General features: G+C 42.9%; 21 protein-coding genes. All 21 read right to left on the reverse strand.

What is annotated here, in order from left to right; genetic code table 11:
- Nucleotides 1–290: 290 nt before the first annotated feature.
- Entirely contained in the window at nucleotides 291–1,040 is a 750-nt protein-coding gene (locus tag NXH67_RS13290) for an alpha/beta fold hydrolase (RefSeq protein ID WP_272797672.1), read from the reverse strand.
- 12 nt (nucleotides 1,041–1,052) lie between these two features.
- Nucleotides 1,053–1,382, reverse strand: coding sequence for a hypothetical protein (locus NXH67_RS13295; protein WP_022779101.1), 330 nt, complete (start codon nucleotides 1,380–1,382; stop codon nucleotides 1,053–1,055).
- A complete protein-coding gene (locus NXH67_RS13300; protein ID WP_272797673.1) occupies nucleotides 1,379–2,098 on the reverse strand; it encodes a DUF6796 family protein in 720 nt (239 codons plus the stop codon). Before NXH67_RS13300 ends, NXH67_RS13295 begins: the two co-directional genes overlap by 4 nt.
- A gap of 19 nt (nucleotides 2,099–2,117) precedes the next feature.
- Nucleotides 2,118–2,897 (reverse strand): class I SAM-dependent methyltransferase, encoded by a 780-nt coding sequence (locus NXH67_RS13305; protein ID WP_272797674.1) that lies wholly within the window; start codon nucleotides 2,895–2,897, stop codon nucleotides 2,118–2,120.
- Nucleotides 2,898–3,002: 105 nt separating this feature from the next.
- Entirely contained in the window at nucleotides 3,003–3,689 is a 687-nt protein-coding gene (locus tag NXH67_RS13310) for a DUF6796 family protein (protein ID WP_026518379.1), read from the reverse strand.
- 370 nt (nucleotides 3,690–4,059) lie between these two features.
- Entirely contained in the window at nucleotides 4,060–4,566 is a 507-nt protein-coding gene (locus NXH67_RS13315; protein ID WP_272797675.1) for a hypothetical protein, read from the reverse strand.
- A gap of 26 nt (nucleotides 4,567–4,592) precedes the next feature.
- Complete coding sequence (locus NXH67_RS13320) at nucleotides 4,593–6,329, reverse strand: ABC transporter ATP-binding protein (protein WP_272797676.1); 1,737 nt, start codon at nucleotides 6,327–6,329, stop codon at nucleotides 4,593–4,595.
- Nucleotides 6,329–8,080, reverse strand: a complete 1,752-nt coding sequence (locus NXH67_RS13325; protein WP_272797677.1) for an ABC transporter ATP-binding protein — start codon at nucleotides 8,078–8,080, stop codon at nucleotides 6,329–6,331. The genes NXH67_RS13320 and NXH67_RS13325 overlap by 1 nt, the downstream gene beginning before the upstream one ends.
- A 105-nt stretch (nucleotides 8,081–8,185) precedes the next feature.
- A complete protein-coding gene (locus NXH67_RS13330) occupies nucleotides 8,186–8,800 on the reverse strand; it encodes a TetR/AcrR family transcriptional regulator (protein WP_272797678.1) in 615 nt (204 codons plus the stop codon).
- A gap of 272 nt (nucleotides 8,801–9,072) precedes the next feature.
- Complete coding sequence (locus NXH67_RS13335; protein WP_272797679.1) at nucleotides 9,073–9,630, reverse strand: chromate transporter; 558 nt, start codon at nucleotides 9,628–9,630, stop codon at nucleotides 9,073–9,075.
- The gene (locus tag NXH67_RS13340; protein ID WP_272797680.1) at nucleotides 9,627–10,256 is read right to left on the reverse strand and encodes a chromate transporter; all 630 of its coding nucleotides are present in this window, start codon (nucleotides 10,254–10,256) and stop codon (nucleotides 9,627–9,629) included. Before NXH67_RS13340 ends, NXH67_RS13335 begins: the two co-directional genes overlap by 4 nt.
- Nucleotides 10,186–10,923: a NifB/NifX family molybdenum-iron cluster-binding protein gene (locus NXH67_RS13345; RefSeq protein ID WP_272797681.1), complete on the reverse strand. Its 738-nt coding sequence runs from the start codon at nucleotides 10,921–10,923 to the stop codon at nucleotides 10,186–10,188. Before NXH67_RS13345 ends, NXH67_RS13340 begins: the two co-directional genes overlap by 71 nt.
- Nucleotides 10,924–11,059: 136 nt before the next feature.
- Complete coding sequence (locus NXH67_RS13350) at nucleotides 11,060–11,875, reverse strand: GNAT family N-acetyltransferase (protein WP_272797682.1); 816 nt, start codon at nucleotides 11,873–11,875, stop codon at nucleotides 11,060–11,062.
- 194 nt (nucleotides 11,876–12,069) lie between these two features.
- Nucleotides 12,070–13,056 carry a radical SAM protein gene (locus NXH67_RS13355; RefSeq protein WP_330676705.1) on the reverse strand — a complete coding sequence of 329 codons (987 nt, stop codon included), beginning with the start codon at nucleotides 13,054–13,056 and terminating at the stop codon, nucleotides 12,070–12,072.
- A gap of 134 nt (nucleotides 13,057–13,190) precedes the next feature.
- Complete coding sequence (locus NXH67_RS13360) at nucleotides 13,191–13,601, reverse strand: flavodoxin family protein (RefSeq protein ID WP_022779116.1); 411 nt, start codon at nucleotides 13,599–13,601, stop codon at nucleotides 13,191–13,193.
- A 99-nt stretch (nucleotides 13,602–13,700) separates the two neighbouring features.
- Nucleotides 13,701–14,468: a ZIP family metal transporter gene (locus NXH67_RS13365; protein ID WP_022779117.1), complete on the reverse strand. Its 768-nt coding sequence runs from the start codon at nucleotides 14,466–14,468 to the stop codon at nucleotides 13,701–13,703.
- A 19-nt stretch (nucleotides 14,469–14,487) separates the two neighbouring features.
- Nucleotides 14,488–14,991 (reverse strand): GNAT family N-acetyltransferase, encoded by a 504-nt coding sequence (locus NXH67_RS13370; RefSeq protein ID WP_272797684.1) that lies wholly within the window; start codon nucleotides 14,989–14,991, stop codon nucleotides 14,488–14,490.
- A gap of 88 nt (nucleotides 14,992–15,079) precedes the next feature.
- On the reverse strand, nucleotides 15,080–16,849 hold the full coding sequence (locus NXH67_RS13375; protein ID WP_272797685.1) for a glycoside hydrolase family 13 protein: 1,770 nt from the start codon (nucleotides 16,847–16,849) through the stop codon (nucleotides 15,080–15,082).
- Between the two features lie 177 nt (nucleotides 16,850–17,026).
- Complete coding sequence (locus tag NXH67_RS13380) at nucleotides 17,027–18,259, reverse strand: ATP-binding protein (protein ID WP_272797686.1); 1,233 nt, start codon at nucleotides 18,257–18,259, stop codon at nucleotides 17,027–17,029.
- A 130-nt stretch (nucleotides 18,260–18,389) separates the two neighbouring features.
- Entirely contained in the window at nucleotides 18,390–19,988 is a 1,599-nt protein-coding gene (locus NXH67_RS13385; protein WP_272797687.1) for an alpha-L-arabinofuranosidase C-terminal domain-containing protein, read from the reverse strand.
- 143 nt (nucleotides 19,989–20,131) lie between these two features.
- A complete protein-coding gene (locus NXH67_RS13390; RefSeq protein ID WP_272797688.1) occupies nucleotides 20,132–21,310 on the reverse strand; it encodes a MerR family transcriptional regulator in 1,179 nt (392 codons plus the stop codon).
- Nucleotides 21,311–21,374 lie beyond the last annotated feature (64 nt).

Here is a 21,374-nt window from a genome sequence, read left to right on the forward strand (position 1 = left end):
ACAGTAATCCAATCTATTTCCAAGTGTACATGCCTCTTTTCTCAGGCACTCCTACAATAAACCATTGCTGTAACAAGTGTCTTTCTGTAAATGAGTTGTTCCAGCAAACACTCATACTATCACAAATCCGCTCCACGAGTGATAAACTCATTATATCAAGCAGGAGCTTCCCTTTCTTCAAAAGAGCTCTCACACATGCAAGATGAAGGGCTGATCGAGTATAGGAAAAATCATTTCAAACTTCTTATGTCAGATTAGATATTGTGTGTATTGCCACACTTTCCCCTTTTTCATTTTCCTCTATTTATGAAATCTTCAATCTCTTCCACATACTCTCTTGTATGTGCTGCCATGTATCCACAATGCGGGTATCCTTTTCTAATAACCACCTTCACATCCGGCATGTACTTGGCAAAAGATTTTATAGAAAGCTTCAGGTCAAAATCCTTCTCGCCATATTCAAGATGGAGTTTTGCCTGCTGCTCTTTTGACAATGGCTTCATATCGTAGGTACAACAAGCATGGCATATTGCATCGATATCACTCAGAGTTATCCTTTCAAAATTCTTGGTCATCATCTTTGCGAAGTCATAGCCATACCAATCCACTAGGGATTTTGATGCTTCCACATGAGTCTTATCCAGCTGTTTCTTTCTCTTTCTGAACAGATTACACACAAGCACTTCTGCCATCTTGGAACTCTTATTGAGTGCAACACCGTCAAACCAGGCACGTTCTAAATTAAAATCGGAATCCCGGAATAGCCGCCACGCAACTGCTACGCCAAGCGAAGCTCCGTATACAAGCTTGATATCCTTGTACCCTTTTTCTATAAGATAGTCCTTAAGCTGCCTGTACTCTTCATCGGCGCTGATATATGCCCCGGCTTTACCATGACCTCCCTGATCGGGAGCGATGATAAAGTAATCTCCCTTAAGATACGGACTCATCAGATCATGCAGATTTGCTCCGGATATCATCATCGGTGCCAGCAATATGAGCTTTGGATTATCCGGATTTCCATATTCGTTGATATACATATCATTTCCCCTTCAAAACAAAAACACCACAATACCATCATAGATATTCATTACTTCAAGAAATAGCAGAGCCTGTAAATATGCCGTTTTGAAATCAGAGACTCTGTTCCATAATCCGATAATGAGTATAAGCGCTGTCAGCATTACTATGTAAAACTCTGTCATGAAGACCTTGCGCTTTTTCTGCATAGTTTCTTTTGTTATAAGACCTATATCTATAGCCCTTTCCTGTACTGCTTTCGGATAGAAATACAATCCATCAATAGCGCCCCCTCTTACCGCGTACATTACCATCGCAGTAAAAAGCAGGCAGAATAAAACCATCTGTATCAGAATAATCATCTGTCACCAACCTTAACTTTTTTCGCCATAATCAAAAGCCCGACGAACATCCACAAATTCCCAAGACTGATCCAAGCAGCAGTAATCGCATTGCGAATTGCCGTTTCAGGAAGGAACTTCAACAGCATTACTGCAGCCATGCCTACTGCAGGGCAGAATATCCAGCACCATTTAGGATAAGGCGTCAGCCCTTTTCTGAATGCTTCAATATGTGCCACATGTTGGATGATCCAGAATAGAAAGAACACTATCATTCCCGGCAAAAGAAAGTATTTACCAAATTTCACTGCTGCATCCACTGCAATCTCCGGGGCAACATCGTTCATATACTTGTAAAAGAAGCATGTGGATAAACAAGGAACGTGCACTCCACACCCCGCATAGGCCAACACACCAAGTATTCCTGTCCTGTACAAATGAGCGTATTTCTGTGATTTAGGAACAATCAGTCTATATACACCAAAGTAACAAAGTGCCTCAAGTGGAATACCTATAAATCCCAGAAATGCTGACCAAAACATTCTGGTATCTGATAATTGCAAATATGCTGACAAGAACCATTCCATACCTGTTTTAGAAGAATCATGCATCCCATAGCCTATAAGCACATCTCCCACAAGCACCATGCATGCGGCAAATATGCCTATCCGCATAAGCTTCTCTATCCTGTTCCAGTCTAACTTGTCATCAATTCCGATGTCATTAAACTTATCCATACATTCCGCCCTTAATGCTTTACCATTTAAATACAGCAAGCCTGTTGTTGATGTTCTTTCCAACGATAGCAAAGAGTTTTCCGCGCAATGAATACTTCTTCATTTCTTCGTTATAGCTCGTTTCAGACACAAGGCTCATCCTTGGTTCAAGATCCAGATATTCACGGCCTGACTTTGTTCCCCATCCGAAAGAAGCATTAGTATGTTTCACAGCATCGTGATGGCTACCATTCTTTTCAAGGAACGGTGAATGAAGCTCCGCAAGAAGATATCCATGTTCGAAACTGTCACAGAGCATGTTGATGCATATCTTTACCTGGTCTTTGGAAAAGTATTCAAGGACTCCTTCCATAACCACGATGGTCATGTCTCGCTTAGGAAGTTTCCTTGTCCATTCTCCGTCAAGCGCACTCCCATCGAGCATTGTGCACCTGTCCCTGTCAGAGTACACTTTACGTCTCTTCTCTATCTGATCCGGAAGATCCACATCAAACCACGTGATCTTGCCATTGTCTACCTGAGAGAACTTATCATCAAAACCACACCCAAGATTTATGCAGAGTGCATCCGGATATTTACTGATAAGCCGCTTCAACTCATTTCTGTATAGTATTGTTCTAGCCACTACACCCTCATGTGATAAAAAGGGATCGTATTTACTAACATCAACTCCAAGAGCATCAATTATCTCTTTTGCCTTAAGGTCGATAATCCTGGCATTAGACCTTGCTGTCTCACTTGCCTTTATTGCAAGCGGGATAAGCGCTGTTTCCTGTACATCACCAAAAGTAAGTTCCATTGTCCACTCCTCCTTTATATATGTTAGCCTATGCTAACTTAAAATTATAATATTCTCTTCACCTTCTGTCTATAGGGCATGTCCTTTAGTTTCTGCCGTTACTTCTTATATCCATTCCCTCTCATCCTTGTCTACCAGGCTTAACGCACAGACCAGATACATGAGCAGCCATCCAAAAGACTCGAAACCGGAATCTAGACCTTCAGAAATGTAATTCATGAGCTGCCCTAATATTGAGGTAATCACCGGGCAACAAATAAATGCAGCCTTTTTCACAGGAATCATTTTCTTAAATACCATTCCGATCCAGGCAATTGTAACGAAAACATCGCATACTACAAATCCGATGCCCATGGGAACTGCAATACTTTTCAATACTCTGAACACCATATCAGCAGAAGTTTTCACATCGCCTGTAGCAGCCATTCCTGCATTAAACACAACAGGGAGCATGCATATACCTATGTGGATGAAAGCAAAATAAAGTATTCCGCTCCAGTTTGCAATCTTGAAAAGGCCAAACAGCTTAGAATCATTAAGGTGATATTTCTTTTCCATAACCCTAAGAAGTTCAACAGCAGCCACAGCAAACAGGGTTGCGCAAGCAAATCCGAGAATGGACGATACTGCATATCTCCAGTCAGGAGCTACGCTCCATTCAACTCCCATATAGGCATCCGGTGAACTGGACGTACTAAATGTACCGTAGCCAAGGAGATAATCTCCTATAATCGCCAATATCATCGAATATACCCCGAACATGATCTTCTGTCTTGATGTAAGATTCTTCATTTTCTCCCCCCTTACAACGACTTTGTGAGCCTGTAGTCACAACAGTCATCACCTTCAGCCACTGATTTAGTCCGTTTATAATCAACTCCCCTGAAGCCGTTCATATATCTTTTGCCTTAGCTTTTCCGTATTTTTCAGCCAATTCCGAATAAAAACGCTTAAATATAGAAGATTTTTTAAGAGTATTGCTCATACAGACTGCTCTCCGTTGCTTCTTCATCCCCAATCTGTTACTTACTATACTTCATGATACTACTTATTGTTAGTCATTGCTAACTTTTCTCAAAAATTTATCATCATAGTCATAGTACGCAAACACCTCCGCAAACTCTCTCATTTCCGCTTCTGTCAATTTTACCTCTTTTCTTATTCACCTCATCAAACTTATGAACAGTCCTACAAGAGCTGCAGGAATCAGTGCAAACAACAGCCCCGGGAATATAGCCCCTTTTAAATGGAACCACTTCTGATGGTAAGCCTTGTCCATGTGCTCTGTTCCTTCCAGCCTGAACATTTTCATATTTGCAAATAGCACCCAGTCCAGAAAGAGTGTGTCATAGGCTCCAATCCATACCATGAGTCCAAAAGCGATCGCGAATCCCTGCCAAAATGTAACTGCCCCGGCAAGCTTCGCGCATATGGTAAGAATAACTGTAAACAAGATTATTCCACAGGACTTCGCCAGTACTACCTTTTTTGATTTATATGAAACATCCACTCTTTCATGTGTTTTGAAGTATTCTTCTTGAATATCAGGCGGGTAATTATGGATACATGCCGGACTGTACATTTTTTCCCCATGAAAAGACACAAAAAGAATTGTTGTAAATAATACTGCAAATACTATCGCTTCAATTACCAATACATACCAAACCATGTTACCTGCTTCCCTCCCTCATAATTTCATGCAATTTTCCAGGATACCGCTTCTTGTCTTTCACTAACAAAATTCTTATATATTCCAGGCTTGTTCAACAGTTCTTCATGGGTGCCCTTTTGTACTATCTTACCATCTGCAACAACCAATATCTGGTCCGCATGTCTTACGGTCTTAAGTCTGTGTGCGATCATGATAATTGTCTTGTTCCTGGTAAGCTCTTCAATTGCTTTGGTAAGCTCTGCCTCATTCTCCGGATCGACATTGGCAGTTGCTTCATCGAGGATAATGATAGGCGCATCCTTCATGATGGCTCTGGCAATGGATATTCTCTGTTTTTCACCTCCTGAAAGAGATGCGCCTCCCTCACCGATAATGGTATCGTATCCTTCCGGAAGACTCATAATAAAGTCATGACAGCGGGCTTTTTTTGCAGCTGCAATTACTTTCTCCATTGGAGCATCCGGCTCTCCAAACCTTATATTGTTGGCAATGGTATCTTCAAAAAGGTAAACTCGCTGGAAAACGAAACTGAAATTCTTCATAAGGCAGTCAAAGCTGTAATCCTTAACATTTCTGCCTCCAAGAAGAACTTCGCCTGAACCGACATCCCAGAATCTTGCCATAAGATTGGTAAGAGTGGTCTTGCCGCCGCCTGACGGCCCCACTATTGCGGTAGTAGTATTCGCCGGAATCTTTACTGATACTCCATCAATTATCTTCTTATCTTCATAGGCAAAAGAGATATCTCTAAGTTCAATATCCATTGAATCAGATACAATGTCCGCCCCATCAATATCCATAGGCGGAATATCAAGAACTTCATTTGCCTTGTCCACAATGATGTTTACATTTCTCATAAGTGCAGAGAAGCCTCCCATCATATCAAGGCTCTCGTATATCATAAACGATGAAATCGTCATGATTATCGCATATAAAAGCGGCATTGAACCTGTGAGGTAAAAATACACGGAAACAATGCACATGAAAACTCCGGTCAGCTTGGTCGCAAGTCCCTGAAGGAACATGTATGGTATAACCGTAAATTCCATTTTAGTATCCGCTGCCTGTTTTTCTTTAATCGCATCCTCCAGTTTTCTTGCGGTCTTCTCTGTCAAATTGTAATTCTTTACTTCAGCGATACCCTGTATGTACTCAATTACTGCGCTAACAAGTGTTTCCCCTGCCTTAGCTACTCTTGGCGCAGCCGGGCGTGTTGCGCGCTGCATCATAGTATTGAAAAACGAGAAAACAAGTATGCCTGCTAAAAGAATAAGCGCAATACGTATATCAAATACTGCAAGGAACGCGAATATCACAGCAGTTGTTACCAGGCCCTGAGTCGTGATCATTACCACCAGTGTAGCCACATCCGCCAGTTGTTCCATAGTATTGGTAGTAATATTGGTTATTCTTCCAAGACTGTTTGCGTTAAAAAAGCCCATTGGAAGATACCTAAGATGCTCTGCAATCTCAATCCTTTTTCCCGAGCAAGTATTATATCCTGCCTCAGTCTGAAGCATAGTTGTCTTTAGTCCTACAATCACCTGCCCCGCAATAGAGACGCACATTAAGCCAAATGCAGTCCAAATGGTGGTATAGCTCATATTCTCTTCCAAGATACCCTGAATGATTGTTGCTATGGCCGGAATCTTGATCATGGCAAACATTGCCTTTAGCACTCCTAAAAGCATAGCGGACAGGAGCTTTTTTCTATTTACTTTATTAGCAAAATCGAAATACATTTTTAAAGTACGAAACATTATGCCACCTCCGAATCTTTGGAAGATATGTGGGCTTCCCACATTTCCCTATATAGTGGTGATTCTTTTAGAAGCTCCTCCTGAGTTCCCTTAGCCACTACATTTCCGTCATCTATCACAAAAATCTGATCTGCGGAGGCTATGGTAGAAAGTCTGTGAGCAATAACGATAAGTGTTCTTCCTGCGATAAGCTTTGCAACACTTCTCTGAACAAGAGCCTCATTCTCCGGATCAGTATAAGCTGTAGCTTCATCAAGTATGACAACAGGTGCATTCTTAAGCATCGCCCTTGCAATGCTGATTCTCTGTCTTTCTCCCCCTGAAAGATGTCCGCCTGCACCACCGGTTTTTGTATCATATCCCTTTTCAAGATTCATGATAAAATCATGACATCCGCAGGCCTTTGCGGCTCTGATAACCTCTTCATCGCTGGCATTTGGATTTCCCATTCTTATGTTTTCCATGACAGTTTCATCAAACAAATAGTTGTCCTGTGAAACGTATGCAATATTCTTGTTATAATCTGCCAGCGGAATATCCCTTATATCCACTCCACCATACGTGATCACCCCACTGTCCGGATCCCAGAAAGAAGCTATAAGCTTGGCAATCGTAGATTTGCCGGATCCTGAAGGCCCAACAAGTGCATTGACAGTTCCTTCTTTTATTGTCAGGTTAACACCATGGAGCACCTCGTTCTCGTTGTATCCAAAGTGAACGTCATTAAACTCTATAGTGTTATCCACAGGCATTTTATTCATACTTCTCGGGCGGATCAATTCTCTTTTCCCAAGAATTGACGTAGCTTCAGCAATAATGGACCCTGTTTTCTTTAGATTATCCATGTGTCCTGCAACTACCATGAACGGTGATACCAGTCCCAGCGTAAGAATGATAAGAAGCATGGCATCCGTACCGTCAATTTTTCCCTGCATGTAAAAGAGTCCTGCAAATGGCAAGAGCGTTAAAAGCTGCGCAGGTAAGAGAGTGAGCGCAAGATTCTGCCATAAATTGCACCTTCTCATCCATTCGATGAAACAGTCTGCTCCTTCTTTTGCAGCGACTATAAACTTCTCGTATGAGGTCTTGGTCTTGCCAAACGCCTTTATTACCTCAATGCCATTAATATACTCTACAGCTGTGTCATTAAGGGCTTTGGTCTTAACAATGGTATTGTTAAAGCTCTCCTCTGAGCCCACCATCATCAGGCTGTAAAATATCAATCCCAGTGGAACACTGATAAGTGAAAGCAGCGTAAGCTTCCAGTTGATAGTGAACATAATCACAAGAATGCCGATAGGTACCACCGCATTTGAAATCATCTCAGGAATGATATGTGCAAGTGTTGTTTCTATGGAATCTACTCGCTCAACAATTATGTTCTTGTAGGAGCCGGATGAATCCTCCAAAACATCTCCCAACGGCATAAGACTTAGTTTTTTGGTAAGTCTTCTTCTGATTTCCGCAAGAACTCCAAATGTTGCCCTGTGGGACAGGGTTGTGGATATGCTGTGAAAAGCCTTATTTACCAGCCAGCAACATGAAATGATAACGCATTGTGTCAGGAAAAAACTCATATCCCTCTCACCATCAATAAGTGCTCTTACAATCTTTGCCACGTAAAAATAAGGCACAAAGCCTGCCAGGACGCTTATTGTGGCAAATATAATACTCAGGATGTATGAGCTTTTATTCATGCCGGCAAATTCAAGCACCCAGCTGAGTGTGGATCTCTTTTTAGTACTGTCCATATTCTCTTCTTTCCCTCCCTTTCTTTCGACATGTACTTTACCCTTTGTTAGCGATAACTAACACATATCCTTTATAAATCCCCGCATTATACGGGAATCTATTACCTATAATTCAAAAAATGCCTTCCATGCCGGTCCATAGAAATTCTGTACTGTTCCGGCAAAGTGAACCGCTTCTTCTCTGGAGAATCCATGTGTCACTGTTTGAAAAAGTGCTTCGATGCACGCGGTCACCAGAAGATGGAATTCTTTTTGATTAATATCTTTCACATGAATTCCGTTTTTCCTGATCTCATCCATGTACCGTAGCGTCACTTTTTCCTCAAGATTTGCTATATCATGCTTGAAGTTCTCATAAATTGAGCCCTTGGACTTGCAAATAATAAGCTCAAACTCATCATAGTGGTCGTAGATAAACTCCATAGCCCTTACCAGCTCGCCCTTTGAATCGCTTACATCTGCTATTTTGTTCTTTGAAAGATCATCAAAGTATTCATCTTCAATTTGATGATACAGATTCATGAGTCCATCCAAAGCCGGCTTGACCAGAGAAGTAAACATCTCTGCCTTCCCGGGGAAATGCTTATAAAGGCCGGATGCGCTCATACCACAGGCAGTTGCAATGCGGCGCATAGATGCGTCTTCAAAACCATACTTTTTAAACTCGTCAAAAGCGGCCTCTACAATTTTCTCATGATTCGCAGTCTTATCTCTTGGCATGTTCTCTCCCGTTTAGATGCAACAAAGAATAAGCGAACAGTGTACGCTAATGTATTTTTAGAGTACACTGTTCGCTTTCCTTCGTCAATCGTTCTAAATGAATATTTTTCTCAGTTTTCTTTTGTACACGATAAAGCAAGTTTTGTCATGAAGCCTGCAATTTAACCATATGCGAGTAGACTCCATTCATGCCTAAGAGAGTATTATGATCACCCTGCTGAAAGGATGTATTATTTACGCCTTCATCAAGGAACTTCAATATTAGATGGAATTTAATACACGACTATCCCCATTACTGCAGCAATGCAAATCAGCAAGATCGGTGATATCCCTGATTTAACTATTTTTCTGGAGCCAAAGTAAACAGCAGCCAAAACAGAGCACACTACGACAGCTTTTATATCCGGGTCAAGTATTGTTCCCTTAATGACAGTGTTCTGTAAGATCATGCTAATGCTCATGGCAAGTATTATCCCCATGATACATGGCTTTAGTCCTCTGAGCACTGCTTTTACATAAGGATTATTTAGCAGTCCCCTCATCAGTATCATTATAAGTACGATAATCACAAACGCAGGAAGGACAACTGAAAATGTTGCAATCAAAGCCCCGGGAATCCCTGCCGTCATGCTGCCTACATATGTAGCCATGTTGACCATGATCGGTCCGGGTGTGCTTTCACTTACAGCGATCATATAGGCAAGTTTCTCATCATCAAGCCATCCATAATGCAGGACCACATCCCTTATAAGTGGTATTGCTGCATAAGCTCCGCCAAAAGAAAACAGTCCGACTTTCAAAAATCCAAGGAAGAGATCAAAATATATCATATGCTTCGTCCCTCCCCGTTAATTTTATTCCTGACCCAAAATGTCACAAGACTGCATAGTCCTGCTGCAATCAATAAAGATATTGATGATATCTTTATTGAAAAGAGATTAACTGCCATCATAATAAGAAAAACAGTTATTAACACAAACAGCTGAAATGGTTTCTTTGGCATCTTTATTATCATCTTAAGCGCCGCATCCAATATCAGTATGCCTACAGCAATCTTTATTCCTTTAAATGCGCTGGCTATCCATGCTATTTCAAGAAAACTGTCAAGGAACAGCGAAATCAGATAGATGATAATAAAGGACGGAAGGATCACTCCTGCTGTAGCAGCGACTGCTCCCACCATTCCACGCTTTTTGTATCCCACATAAGTAGCACAGTTTATCGCAATCGGACCAGGTGTTGATTCAGCAATGACTGTGATATCCATCATCTCATCATGGCTGATCCATTTTTTCTTTTCCACACAGATATCCTGTATCAGCGAAATCATGGCATATCCGCCGCCAAATGTAAATAAACCTATCTTTGCGAATGTCAGAAACAGCTCAATGACCACAATGACCTCCGCAATGATGATCCTCATCATGGTGATTACCACATGTATGTCCTTCTCCATGATGATTGCACTTAACGTCCGGATTATAATCCAGCGCCCCATCAAGAAATGCCTTTACTGCCTCATCTGCACTACCTGATACGCCACCATATAGCTTTATTCCAGCTTCGCCAAGCGCTGCCTGGGCTCCACCGCCAATTCCTCCACAGATAAGTATGTCAACCTTACCGCCCATAAGGAATCCTGCAAGAGCACCATGCCCCTGACCGTTTGTATCTACTATCTCTTCGTTTACAATCTTTCCATCTTCCACGTCATAAACCTTGAACTTCTCTGTATGACCAAAATGCTGAAAGATCTCACCATTATCATATGTTACTGCAATTCTCATATCGTTTTCTCCTTTTACTCTAAGGTTCTTAAAATTCTCACTCTGCATAATATTAAATCTGACATTGCCACCCGAGATAGTAAGGCTCCGTCCTTCTACCAGCATCTCAGCGATCTTTTTACGCGCGCTCTCATACATAGCTGTTACAGTTGTCCTGGCAACTCCCATTTCTCTGGCGCACTGTTCCTGAGTCATTCCCTCCTTGTCCAACAAACGGATTGTTTCAAACTCATCAAAAGTTAGCTGTATGGCTTCTCCTTCGATGGTCTCTGACGGACAAAAGCCAAACTGCCCGGGAAGACCCGCTATTTTTCTGCATTTTGTAAACTTAGGCATACCCCACCCTTTCTGACATATGTCAAAATGAATATTATCAGCGATATTGACATATGTCAACAAGTGCTCGAGTGACGAAAAAAGAAGCCCAAACTACGATTTCAGTCCAGGCCGCTTTCACAAAATATTTTCAGATTTAATCTTCAAGCAAGTTTTTGAACACCTGTGTTATTCTTGATTCGCCTTTATGGTTCCAGATAAACTTCACATCACTTCCAACAGAAGGCGCTTCAGTTAATTCATCCGAAAGCGTCGCAGGGATCAAGAGTTCCCAGTATCGAACCATGTATTTATCCCCATCTATAGCTTCTACTACGCCAAGATGCTGCTCAAATATCTGCATAAAGCCTTCCTGAACTTTGACCTTGCGATATACAGGGAATTCCTTATTGATCTCCTCAAGCCTCTTTTCATCTTCGAGTTTTTCAAAGTCTGCACTCTCTATGAGCTTGCCTTTTATCTGTGAAAAGTCCTCAATGAGAGGAAGGCACATAAGGGCATCAAATGTATTTCCCTGTGCATCCGTGATACCGCATTCTGCGCCGCGCTTAAACCCAAATCTCGGATAGTAGTTTGGCTCTCCCATTAGTGCAATGGCTTTTATTCCCTCTTCCTTTGCAAGCTTTATGGTCTCTCGCATAAGAGCACCACCAATGTCATTTCCTTCCATAGTCGGTTCAACAGCCAATGGACCGAAAGTAGCTATTTCATGTCTGGCATCTCCATCGACGATCCATGCCTTTGTATAATAAACAGCCCCGACTATTTTGCCGTCGACCTCTGCTATACGGCTGATCTCGGGAATGTAATCCTCTGATTCCCTGATAATGCGAATAAGAAAATGTTCGGTACATCCGGGCCAATACTTATTCCAAAAACTACGCATAGCCATTAGTTCTACATTTTTATAATCTGCAGGCGTCTCCGCCCTTATTATCAAATTCTCAAGCATGGTTGTTCTTATTTCCTCTCTTGTAATCGCAATTTCTTCAGTTTCTCTGATACTTAATAGATATTTCCACAAACATAGTTCAAGTATAACAAAAAAAGAGACTTTCACGAATTATTATCGTCAAAAGTCTCTTTATTCTTTGATGCAATTCACATTATTTGGTCCATATCACATCTAAAGCAAAAAAATTCTGGCTATATTCCAAGAATCGCCTCTACTTCATGCCTTTTTTCATAGAGAACACATCCGCCATCGTGATCATCCATAAGTACGCCTTCTTTCTGCAATGCTTTGAATAATCTTGAGTTCATGGCTTCCCTGAGGGATGTGTCCTTTACATTTATATCTGAATATGGAGAAAACGGGCAGGGCTCAGCTCCGCCCTGGGAATTGATGTGAAAGAACCCTCTTCCGGCTGCGATACATCCACCTGAGCTCTTCTCATCACCGGGGAAAGATACAAATACCATCTCCTGATGTTCCTGCCTGAGCCTCATTATCTCTTTTTTAAGATATTCCCTTTCCTCATCTCCGGGAGCCAGGTGCTTTGAGTCGTCTGTCACAGGCACAAACTCGACAAATATCACTGCTTTACAGCCCTTATCTGAGAGCTTACCTATGAAATCCTCAGAGGATACATCTTTAAGGTTATCGGTAGTAACTGTCACCGATGCGCCATAAATGAGGCCGCGGCGGTTAAGCTCATCCATATTTGAGATAAGTTTGTCATAAACACCCTCACCACGACGGCGGTCAGTCGCTTCCTTTTCACCCTCGATGCTCATGATAGGGATAAGATTCCTGTTATTATCAAACATGTCAAAATACTTATCAGTCATGTGAGTACCGTTGGTAAAAATAGGAAACAGAATATTCTGTTTCTTGCCCGCAGCTTCTATTACACCTTTTCTAAGAAGCGGCTCTCCGCCTGCCAGAAGTATAAAGCTTACTCCAAGGTCATCTGCCTCATTGAAGATCTTAAGCCATTCATCATCAGTAAGCTGTCTGACCGGCTCAGAATCATTTGTAGCATTGTTGCATCTTGAATAGCAGCCTGCGCAGTGAAGATTACAGCTGCTGGTTATACTTGCAATGAGAAATGGAGGGATATGCTCACCCTCTGCTTCCAGCCGTGCTCTTTTCTTTGATGCCGCTTTAGTTGCCAGTGCAAACTTAGCCATATATGCACTCTCTTTTGGGTTCTTGAGAGTAGCTTTTATCGCGTCTGAAACTACCCTTTCGACTCCATGTGTCATATATTCCTGAATGTTAAAATCTTTGCTCATAATTCCAATACCTTTTCTAAAAACTGTAATTACTCAACAAACTTTTTAGCAAATGCAGCAGCATCCTTCATATCATCGGCATTGGGCCTGCCTTTATGGATGCCTTTAAACTCACCCTTGCAGTGGAATTCCCTCTCATCCATAGGAATACCGACCTTGTCAGCTTCCGCCTTAACCTTCTTGTATGTGGAATTAAGCATTGCTGCAGATCCGAAATTAACGATTTTTCCTACGTTGTTACTGTCCAATGAACCAATAAAATCACGTACCTCCGGATCTATATTGAAAGCATAATAAGAATTTCCAAGAAAGAGTATGTCTACCGGTTCGTTCACACCTTCACTGATTGGCATTGCCTCGACACCTAATTCCTTGGCAACTGCTTCGGCCAATCTCTTGGTATTTCCTGTCTTTGTGTAATATCTGACTGCATATTTCATGATAGTACCTCCAAATTTCCATGATTTGTATTGTGCGCTATTTCATTGTCTAAAATCTTTTACTGTATAATAACCCTTCATACAAAAAAAATCAAGCTATCACCCTAATCCTACATCCAGAGCCATCATGAGTATGAATCCCAGAGCAAAAGAAATTGTTCCGATATTGGAATGCTCACCCTCAGACATCTCCGGGATAAGTTCCTCTACCACGACATATATCATGGCTCCAGCCGCAAAACTCAAAAGATATGGCATCAGCGGAATAAAAAATCCTGATGCGGCAATGACTAAAAGTGCACCTATAGGTTCAACAATTCCGGACAGAACACCATAAAGGAACGTCTTTCCTTTAGGAACGCCTTCACCCAGAAGCGGCATGGAAACAATTGCACCTTCAGGGAAGTTCTGGATTGCAATACCTATTGCCAGAGCCAGGGCTCCTGTAAAAGAGATTGTGCTGTTCCCGTAGAGCCAGCCGGCACATACTATTCCTACCGCCATTCCTTCAGGAAGATTATGGAGCGTGACAGCCAGTACAAGCTTAGTTGTTCTCTTAAGCCCGCTCTTTGGGCCTTCCTCGTTTTTATCCAGATGCATGTGAGGCGTTACCATATCCATTACCAGAAGGAAAAGCATTCCTATCCCGAATCCGACTGATACAGGGATAAACCCTAGTTTTCCCATTTCTGCTGTCTGATCAAGTGCAGGAAGCAAGAGACTGAAAAAAGATGCGGACACCATCACTCCTGATGCAAACCCAGTCAGGGCTCGCTGCATTTTCTGCCCCATCTCTTTTTTAAACAAAAATACACTGGCCGCTCCCAGCGCTGTACCCAGGAACGGAATAATGATTATATTCCACATATCTTACAGCTCCTTTTCTTTATGACTCACTGTCTATGAACTTATGAAAGAATCTGTTCATGGTACTGTGCACCACCTCTTTGGGGCGCTCAATCTCCTTATAACCCGTCTTTTCGTAGATGTGGATCGCAGCCTGAAGATTATCATGGGTCTCAAGATATGAAGCCTTATAGCCGGCCTCACGCATCTTATTCTCAATGAAATCTATCATACGGTAGCCAAGCCCTGACCCTTTTGCAGAATCTGTAAGATAGAGTTTTTGCAGCTCTGCTGTATCTTGCATAGGCTCAAATCTGTCATATCCGATTCCTCCAATAACTTCACCGTTTGCATCCTCAATGACATAGTACCTTCGCTCATTATTGCCATAATAATCACTTAAATGATCCAATACGGAGTCAAAATAAACTGTTCCCGGAGTATCAAGCTTAAACTGTTTCAGGTTATCTCTGACAAGCGCAGCCACTGCGGCATTATCAGCTTCTGTCATTTCTCTGAATCTTACCATATCTCCCGTTATCATAATAGAGCTCCTCCTGTTTCCTTATTTTACCAGTATCAGAGCAGATTGGCGATATGTAATCCTCTGTGGGAGCTTTCGTTTTATCAGATCAGTAGCGAAGGATCAGGATTCCGTCAGGTGCAAGAACTCCGCTGCCTGTATCGCCCTCGGTCCATTTTCTGGAATAGATAACTTCCGAAAAGCTCTTGGTATCTATAGTTACATCCTTCTCATCGCAGTTAAGGTAGATCTGTATACTCTCATTCTCTCCGATCTTCATGTAGGAAACCACTCTCTCCTGGGGTATATCATTGGGGAAGTGGAAATTCCTGCTCTTACAGGACTGAAGGGAATGTCTCATGGCTATGAGCTTCTTCACCTCAGATATCTCTGTATCTTTTTGGCCCGAATCTATATCGTCCCAGGGCATGCATCTGCGGCAGTCGGGGTCGAAGGAACCCTCCATCGCCGCCTCTGTTCCGTAGTAAATGCAGGGACTTCCCGGCATAGTGAACAGTACTGCAAGTTGCTGGTAAAAAATATCTATGTTGCCTCCGCATTTGTTGAGAAGCCTGTTGGTATCGTGAGAATCCAGCAGGTTAAACAGTACGTCGTTGACCTGAGAATAATACATGGTAAAGCATCTGTTGATGTCGTACTCAAAGGTCTCTCTGCCACGGTTCTTGTAGAGCCAGAAGTCCGCGATGGCTGTTGTGAGCGGATAATTCATGACCGAATCATACTCATCTCCCAAAAGCCAGCTGATGGAATCGTGCCAGATCTCGCCCAGCAGATAAAAATCATCCTTAATATGGCTCGTCATGTATCTGATAGCCTTGAGGAATGAATGGGATACCTCATTACCCACATCAAATCTAAGACCGTCAATGTCGAAGCTCTCGATCCAGAACCTGATAATGTCCAGAAGATACTCCTGAACCTCAGGATTGTTGGTGTTGAGCTTGGGCATATATCTGGCAAAAGCAAAGGAATAATATCTTCCGTCCCTGGTATCCCCCTCAAGATCCACAGGCCACTTATTGATCATGTACCAGTCCGCATACTTGGACTTCGGTCCCTTCTCCAGAACGTCCAGCCACATGGGGTGATCTGCACCGGTGTGGTTGAAAACAGCGTCCAACATAACTCTGATTCCGGCCTCATGAGCCTCTTTAACCAGCAGTTTAAGATCCTCGTTGGTTCCAAAGTGCGGGTCCACCTTCTTGTAGTTCCTGGTGTTGTATTTGTGATTACTATTGGACTCGAAAATAGGATTCAGATAGATTCCGGTAATGCCAAGGTCCTTGAGATATGGAATCTTGTCCCTTATTCCCCTTATATCTCCGCCGTAATAATCGTGGAAATCCACCTTGCCGGTCTGCCACTCCATCACATTTTCAGGATCTATACTGTGGTCACCGTTACAGAATCTCTCGGGAAAAATCTGGTACCACACTGTATCGTTGACCCAGGCGGGAGTTCTGCAGACATCTGCAGGATTCATCCAGGGCATGATGAAGTAGGAAAGGGTCTTGCCCTCCATATTCATCTCGTCCTGCGTCAAAAAGCCGTCCTCAAAGAGATATACACATTCATCGCCGCTGTGAAGCTCGAAGTAGTACTTGCATCTCTTATACTCAGGCTCTAAGGTGGTGGTCCACCATATATGATTCTTAAGTCTCTTTTTATAGCAGATATCTGCTCTCTGGCCGTTCCAGCGCTCGTTTCCGCCCATTATTCCGGCATCATAAGGATCGCCGTAGATGATGTAGACATGATCCACATCATAGCCGGTCTTAATATTGATGATGAGCCGGTTCTCATCCAGGCTATAGCAGTACTGCTCTGACATTCTGTGGTATATTGCACTTAAATTCATAGTGTCCTCTCCTTCGGAAAACGTTTTCCGTAACAAAATCACTATAACCCGAAAGAAAGAATTAGTCAACAATAAAAAAGCATGTCTCCAATGTAAGATGGGGACAGGCACACGCTCCTTGAGATAGAATCACTTACTTTGGTCATTATGATTGCTACATTTCACTTATTCTTCCCATCAAATATAACTTATCGGCAGTGCCAACAAGTTTTCTCTGAGATAAGTTTTTTTATCTATCAGGCAAAGTATCACACCAATGCCTCTTTTCTTATCCGGAATCTTATCAAGAATCTGGTTTGTTCCTGCCATATTTGCCTTGGGATTACCGGTCATTTTGATTTCAACCGGATAAAGCATCCCATTTTCTTCAATTATCAGGTCTATCTCATTCTCTCCTGATGCAGACCTATCTTTTCCGCGATAGTAAAAAATACTGAATCTATAATCAATCCCTTCATTTGAAAAAGATTTTAATATTTCTGAAACTACAAAAGTCTCAAACATGTTTCCGGCTACAGCACTGTTTTTCAGCGCATCTGCGGTAAGCCAACGGGTCAGATAGCATGCAAGGCCTGTATCTCTGAAATATATCTTTGGAGATTTAATTGCCCTGGATAGGGCACTGGAGCTGTATGGCTGCAAAAGATATACAATACCGGTTCGCTCCAATATTGAAATCCAGCTTTTGATCGTAGGCTCTGAAACACCCACGTCACCGGCAATGTTGGCGTAATTAAGGATTTCTCCGGTCCTGGCTGCCACTGCAGTCAAGAATTTCAGGAAAGTAATACTATCTGCTGTAATCAGCTCATTGATATCCCTCTCCAGATAAGTATCCACATATGAAGAATAGAAGTCCTGCCAGTCTCTTTCTACATCATATAGTTCAGGGTAAGAACCCTTATGGATTATTTCCCAAATATTGTCGTAGAACTTTAATTCTTTTTCACGATCCGCCAGATATTTATCAGTTGGTGCAAAATGCTGATTGAATCCGATGCCGTTTATTTCTCTCAGGGACAGTCCGCCAAGTTCCATTACCGCCACTCTTCCTGCCATAGATTCACTCATTCCCTTCATAAGCTCCAGCTTCTGAGAACCGGAAAAGATAAACTGACCTCTGTCCTCTGATTCATCGACTATTACCTTTATTTCTTCCAAAATTCCATTTTCCTTTTGAACCTCATCAATGAAAAGAGGTCGTGGATTATTTAGGAAAAATAGTCTTGGTTCTTCTCTTGCCTGAAGACGGGTTAACTTATCATCAAATGTAACCCTGTTATAATCAGCAAATATATGCTTAAGAAGCGTTGACTTTCCTACCTGCCTGGATCCTGTTAGCAAAAGGCATTTGCTGGTCTTGGCTCTTGTTAAGACCACATTTGAAATTGCTCTCTCAATATATGACATATGCACCTCCGACTAATCTAAAGTCTAATTTTATTTTAGCCATAATCAGAAAGCTTTTCAATATAAAAATGGCGACTAATCTAAAGTCATGTTTTAGATTAGTCGCCATTCTCAATATATCATATCTAACTCAAGCTTCAAAAACATACACATTCCAGGAAAGTGGCTTAACATGAAGCTTGAATTCGCCGTTTTCAAAAGTGTAGTTCTCTTCCTCCTTAGGGGCGATAAGCTTCTCGTTCTCGAAGGAGTTGTTAAGCTCCAGGTCATCAGTGTGCATACGATAAGCTGCTGCCGGCTTGTAGCCTTCAAAGCCCTTTAGATCAATTGTGAGAGGATATTCGCTCTCTTCATTTCTGTTGATCACAAACACCGTAAGGCGCTTGTTCTCTTCATCCCAGGCGCTGGCAGAATCAATGAAGTTAACACCCTCTTTTCCTGTGTACTGTGAGGTATCCTCAATGGCGTAACCGGGCATATCGTAGGTCTCGCACTCTACCTTGGTATCAAGGGATACACCCTTTGCATACTGCAGCAGCTGCATGAATACATAGTGAGAGCCTGACTTCCAGATATGATCATGGTCTGATGCAGCAAGAGCTCCCAGTCCGCCTGTCATACATCCGATCTTAACTCTGTCGGCGTGACGAAGAAGTGCCAGCTGAATTGACGCCATAGACAGTGCGTGGAGCATATCTCCTCCGGGGAATCTGCGCTCAGGCATATTGTCGGGGTCATGACGGATATATCTTCTCTCCGGATCAAAACGGTAGTGGTTGCGGGCCATATTGTAACGGCCATAGCCGGGATTAAGAGGCTGCAGTGGCCTTACCATGGCGCCGTACTCGTCAAAAGAGATGTTGACCTGCTTGGGAGATCTGTGCTTGGAAGCCACATAGTCGATCATGGCAACCTCAGTGTTGATGAAGTCCTCGTAGTACAGTGCTCCGCCGAGAAGTGCCTTGATATCTCCGGGAGGTGCGCTGTGATAGTGATGAACTGACACATAATCAACTACGTCATAGCACTTATCCAGGGCATTCTGATCCCATTCAGGGAAGCCCTCCATAAAGGGTGCCGAGGAACCGCATACTGCAGTCTCAATGGTCTCATCAATCCATTTGATGGCCTTGGAGGTCTCAAGGACCTTGTAGCCGTAGCCATCGGGATTCTTACTCCAGGAGCCCAGCTGCCAGGGGCCGTCCATCTCATTTCCAAGGTACCACATCTTAACATTATAGGGATCCTCATGGCCGTATTTCTTACGAAGATCTGACCAGTAACTGCCGCCCTCATGATTGGTATATTCCACCAGGTCCATAGCATCCTGAATGGTGCCGGTTCCCATGTTTACTGTATAAAGAGGCTCTGTTCCGACTTTCTGTGCCCACTGCAGGTATTCATCATGTCCCACCTCATTGGTGTAATACTGATGCCAGGCGGGATCAAGGACAACCCTGCGCTCAGACTTAGGTCCTATTGAGTTCTTCCACTCCCAGGCAGATACGAAGTTGCCTCCAGGCATTCTGACTGCGGGAAGGCCCGTTTCTTTAAGTGCCTCGATCCAGTCTTTTCTAAATCCCTGCTCATCCGCTGTAGGATGTTTGGGATTAAACATTGTTCCGTTCACCATGGTGCCTATTGGCTCCAAAAAGGCCGAAAAAAGCCTGTTTGAGATCTCGCCGATCTTGTAGGCAGGATGAACGGTAATCTTTGCATTCTGTGCCATTAATCTATATCCTCCGATACATTATTTTTCCCATAAAAAACCTTGTATACCACATCTCTTAATGTAGCATACAAGGCCCTTAATCTTCCAAAACAATCTTGTTGTGATTATCTCAATTATTGCTTAGTTTCCGGCATCTGACTTCATTTGTAGCAGTGGAAGAAGCCGCTGTCATTATCCATCACAATGGAGCCCTCTTCCTGTATCTTTTTATCAAGGAAAGCCAGGATCTTCTCCTTGTTCTGCTCAATATATCTGATGCCTCCGGCGTACCTTTTGGTTAGTCTCTGGAATAAAAGCTCCGCATCATCATAGATTATCGGGCAGGGAAGCGCCACCAGATCTACTCTTTTGAAATATCCGGAGAGTTCTTCCTTGAAAGCATCCTCATTGGCCTTCAACTCATCTCTTCTTGCGATGACAAAAGAGTTATCAAGCCCCATATCGGCTATCATCTTCTCCCAGAAGCTGTCCATCTTGCTAATGCCATAGGTGTTAACGGAGAACAATCCGCCACTCACAAGGGATTTTGAGACGTTTCTTACAAACTTCTCTCTGCCCTCAATATAGTTCAAGAGGTAATGAGCAACAGCCTTGGTGTACCTCTTTTCCCTGATCCTGTCCCAGGTCTCATCCAGCTCAAGATTACTGAAGATGACCTGAATATCGCTGTCCTTGGGCAAAGTGCTCCTGTTCCCCTTAAGATACTCATAGAGATCGTCGGCCCAGTTACCATGAATATCATAGCCATCCACCTGAAAATTCACGGGGATTCGGTCCCAGTTCTCTCTCCATAACAATCCGAAGCTGCACCCCAGATCCAACACTCTGTCACCCTCTTCAAAATTCAGGGAATCATAGATCTTGACGTACCACTCTATACCGTCAGCAGCGTGACTTGCCGCATACCATCTTCTCTCGTCCTGTCCCTGGCTAAACTCCATCTTCCTGATAATGTCCGCCACATCGTCCCAGTCGGGATTCTCATCGATTCGTGCCAGCGCTGCCTTGATGCAGCCTGCGGACTTCTGCAGCTGATAGATTCTGTCCTCCATGAGCTGCAGCTGCTTTCTTAAAGTCGCCTCAATGGACTCCTGCTCATCGTTTTCCAGACTGCTCTTGATCTCTTCAAGACTAAAGCCCACATGCTTAAGTGCGATGATCTTCTCCAGTATCATAAGTGAGCTCTTGTCGTAGAGCTTGTAATTTCCTTCGGAATACCCCACGGGCTTAAGAAGCCCTTTTTCATCGTATACCCTCAGTGCCTTGGCTGAAACCCCTGCCTGCTTGGCTATCTCCCCTGATGTCATCTTTTCTTTCATAGGTCCTCCTGCCTTCTCTGTATAGGTTATCTGTTGTCATAACCTGATGTTAAAGGCTGCCCCA

Origin of the sequence: Butyrivibrio sp. DSM 10294 (genome assembly GCF_028539135.1) — a bacterium.
In the GTDB taxonomy this organism is placed as follows: Bacteria; Bacillota; Clostridia; order Lachnospirales; family Lachnospiraceae; genus Butyrivibrio.

What these genes read in the sequence shown, in the direction of transcription:
- NXH67_RS13290 (WP_272797672.1), bottom strand. Translation starts at nt 1,040, where the DNA reads ATGTATATCAACGAATATGGAAATCCGGATAATCCAAAGCTCATATTG.
- NXH67_RS13295 (WP_022779101.1), bottom strand. Translation starts at nt 1,382, where the DNA reads ATGATTATTCTGATACAGATGGTTTTATTCTGCCTGCTTTTTACTGCG.
- NXH67_RS13300 (WP_272797673.1), bottom strand. Translation starts at nt 2,098, where the DNA reads ATGGATAAGTTTAATGACATCGGAATTGATGACAAGTTAGACTGGAAC.
- NXH67_RS13305 (WP_272797674.1), bottom strand. Translation starts at nt 2,897, where the DNA reads ATGGAACTTACTTTTGGTGATGTACAGGAAACAGCGCTTATCCCGCTT.
- NXH67_RS13310 (WP_026518379.1), bottom strand. Translation starts at nt 3,689, where the DNA reads ATGAAGAATCTTACATCAAGACAGAAGATCATGTTCGGGGTATATTCG.
- NXH67_RS13315 (WP_272797675.1), bottom strand. Translation starts at nt 4,566, where the DNA reads ATGGTTTGGTATGTATTGGTAATTGAAGCGATAGTATTTGCAGTATTA.
- NXH67_RS13320 (WP_272797676.1), bottom strand. Translation starts at nt 6,329, where the DNA reads ATGTTTCGTACTTTAAAAATGTATTTCGATTTTGCTAATAAAGTAAAT.
- NXH67_RS13325 (WP_272797677.1), bottom strand. Translation starts at nt 8,080, where the DNA reads ATGGACAGTACTAAAAAGAGATCCACACTCAGCTGGGTGCTTGAATTT.
- NXH67_RS13330 (WP_272797678.1), bottom strand. Translation starts at nt 8,800, where the DNA reads ATGCCAAGAGATAAGACTGCGAATCATGAGAAAATTGTAGAGGCCGCT.
- NXH67_RS13335 (WP_272797679.1), bottom strand. Translation starts at nt 9,630, where the DNA reads ATGATATATTTTGATCTCTTCCTTGGATTTTTGAAAGTCGGACTGTTT.
- NXH67_RS13340 (WP_272797680.1), bottom strand. Translation starts at nt 10,256, where the DNA reads ATGGAGAAGGACATACATGTGGTAATCACCATGATGAGGATCATCATT.
- NXH67_RS13345 (WP_272797681.1), bottom strand. Translation starts at nt 10,923, where the DNA reads ATGCCTAAGTTTACAAAATGCAGAAAAATAGCGGGTCTTCCCGGGCAG.
- NXH67_RS13350 (WP_272797682.1), bottom strand. Translation starts at nt 11,875, where the DNA reads ATGCTTGAGAATTTGATAATAAGGGCGGAGACGCCTGCAGATTATAAA.
- NXH67_RS13355 (WP_330676705.1), bottom strand. Translation starts at nt 13,056, where the DNA reads ATGGCTAAGTTTGCACTGGCAACTAAAGCGGCATCAAAGAAAAGAGCA.
- NXH67_RS13360 (WP_022779116.1), bottom strand. Translation starts at nt 13,601, where the DNA reads ATGAAATATGCAGTCAGATATTACACAAAGACAGGAAATACCAAGAGA.
- NXH67_RS13365 (WP_022779117.1), bottom strand. Translation starts at nt 14,468, where the DNA reads ATGTGGAATATAATCATTATTCCGTTCCTGGGTACAGCGCTGGGAGCG.
- NXH67_RS13370 (WP_272797684.1), bottom strand. Translation starts at nt 14,991, where the DNA reads ATGATAACGGGAGATATGGTAAGATTCAGAGAAATGACAGAAGCTGAT.
- NXH67_RS13375 (WP_272797685.1), bottom strand. Translation starts at nt 16,849, where the DNA reads ATGAATTTAAGTGCAATATACCACAGAATGTCAGAGCAGTACTGCTAT.
- NXH67_RS13380 (WP_272797686.1), bottom strand. Translation starts at nt 18,259, where the DNA reads ATGTCATATATTGAGAGAGCAATTTCAAATGTGGTCTTAACAAGAGCC.
- NXH67_RS13385 (WP_272797687.1), bottom strand. Translation starts at nt 19,988, where the DNA reads ATGGCACAGAATGCAAAGATTACCGTTCATCCTGCCTACAAGATCGGC.
- NXH67_RS13390 (WP_272797688.1), bottom strand. Translation starts at nt 21,310, where the DNA reads ATGAAAGAAAAGATGACATCAGGGGAGATAGCCAAGCAGGCAGGGGTT.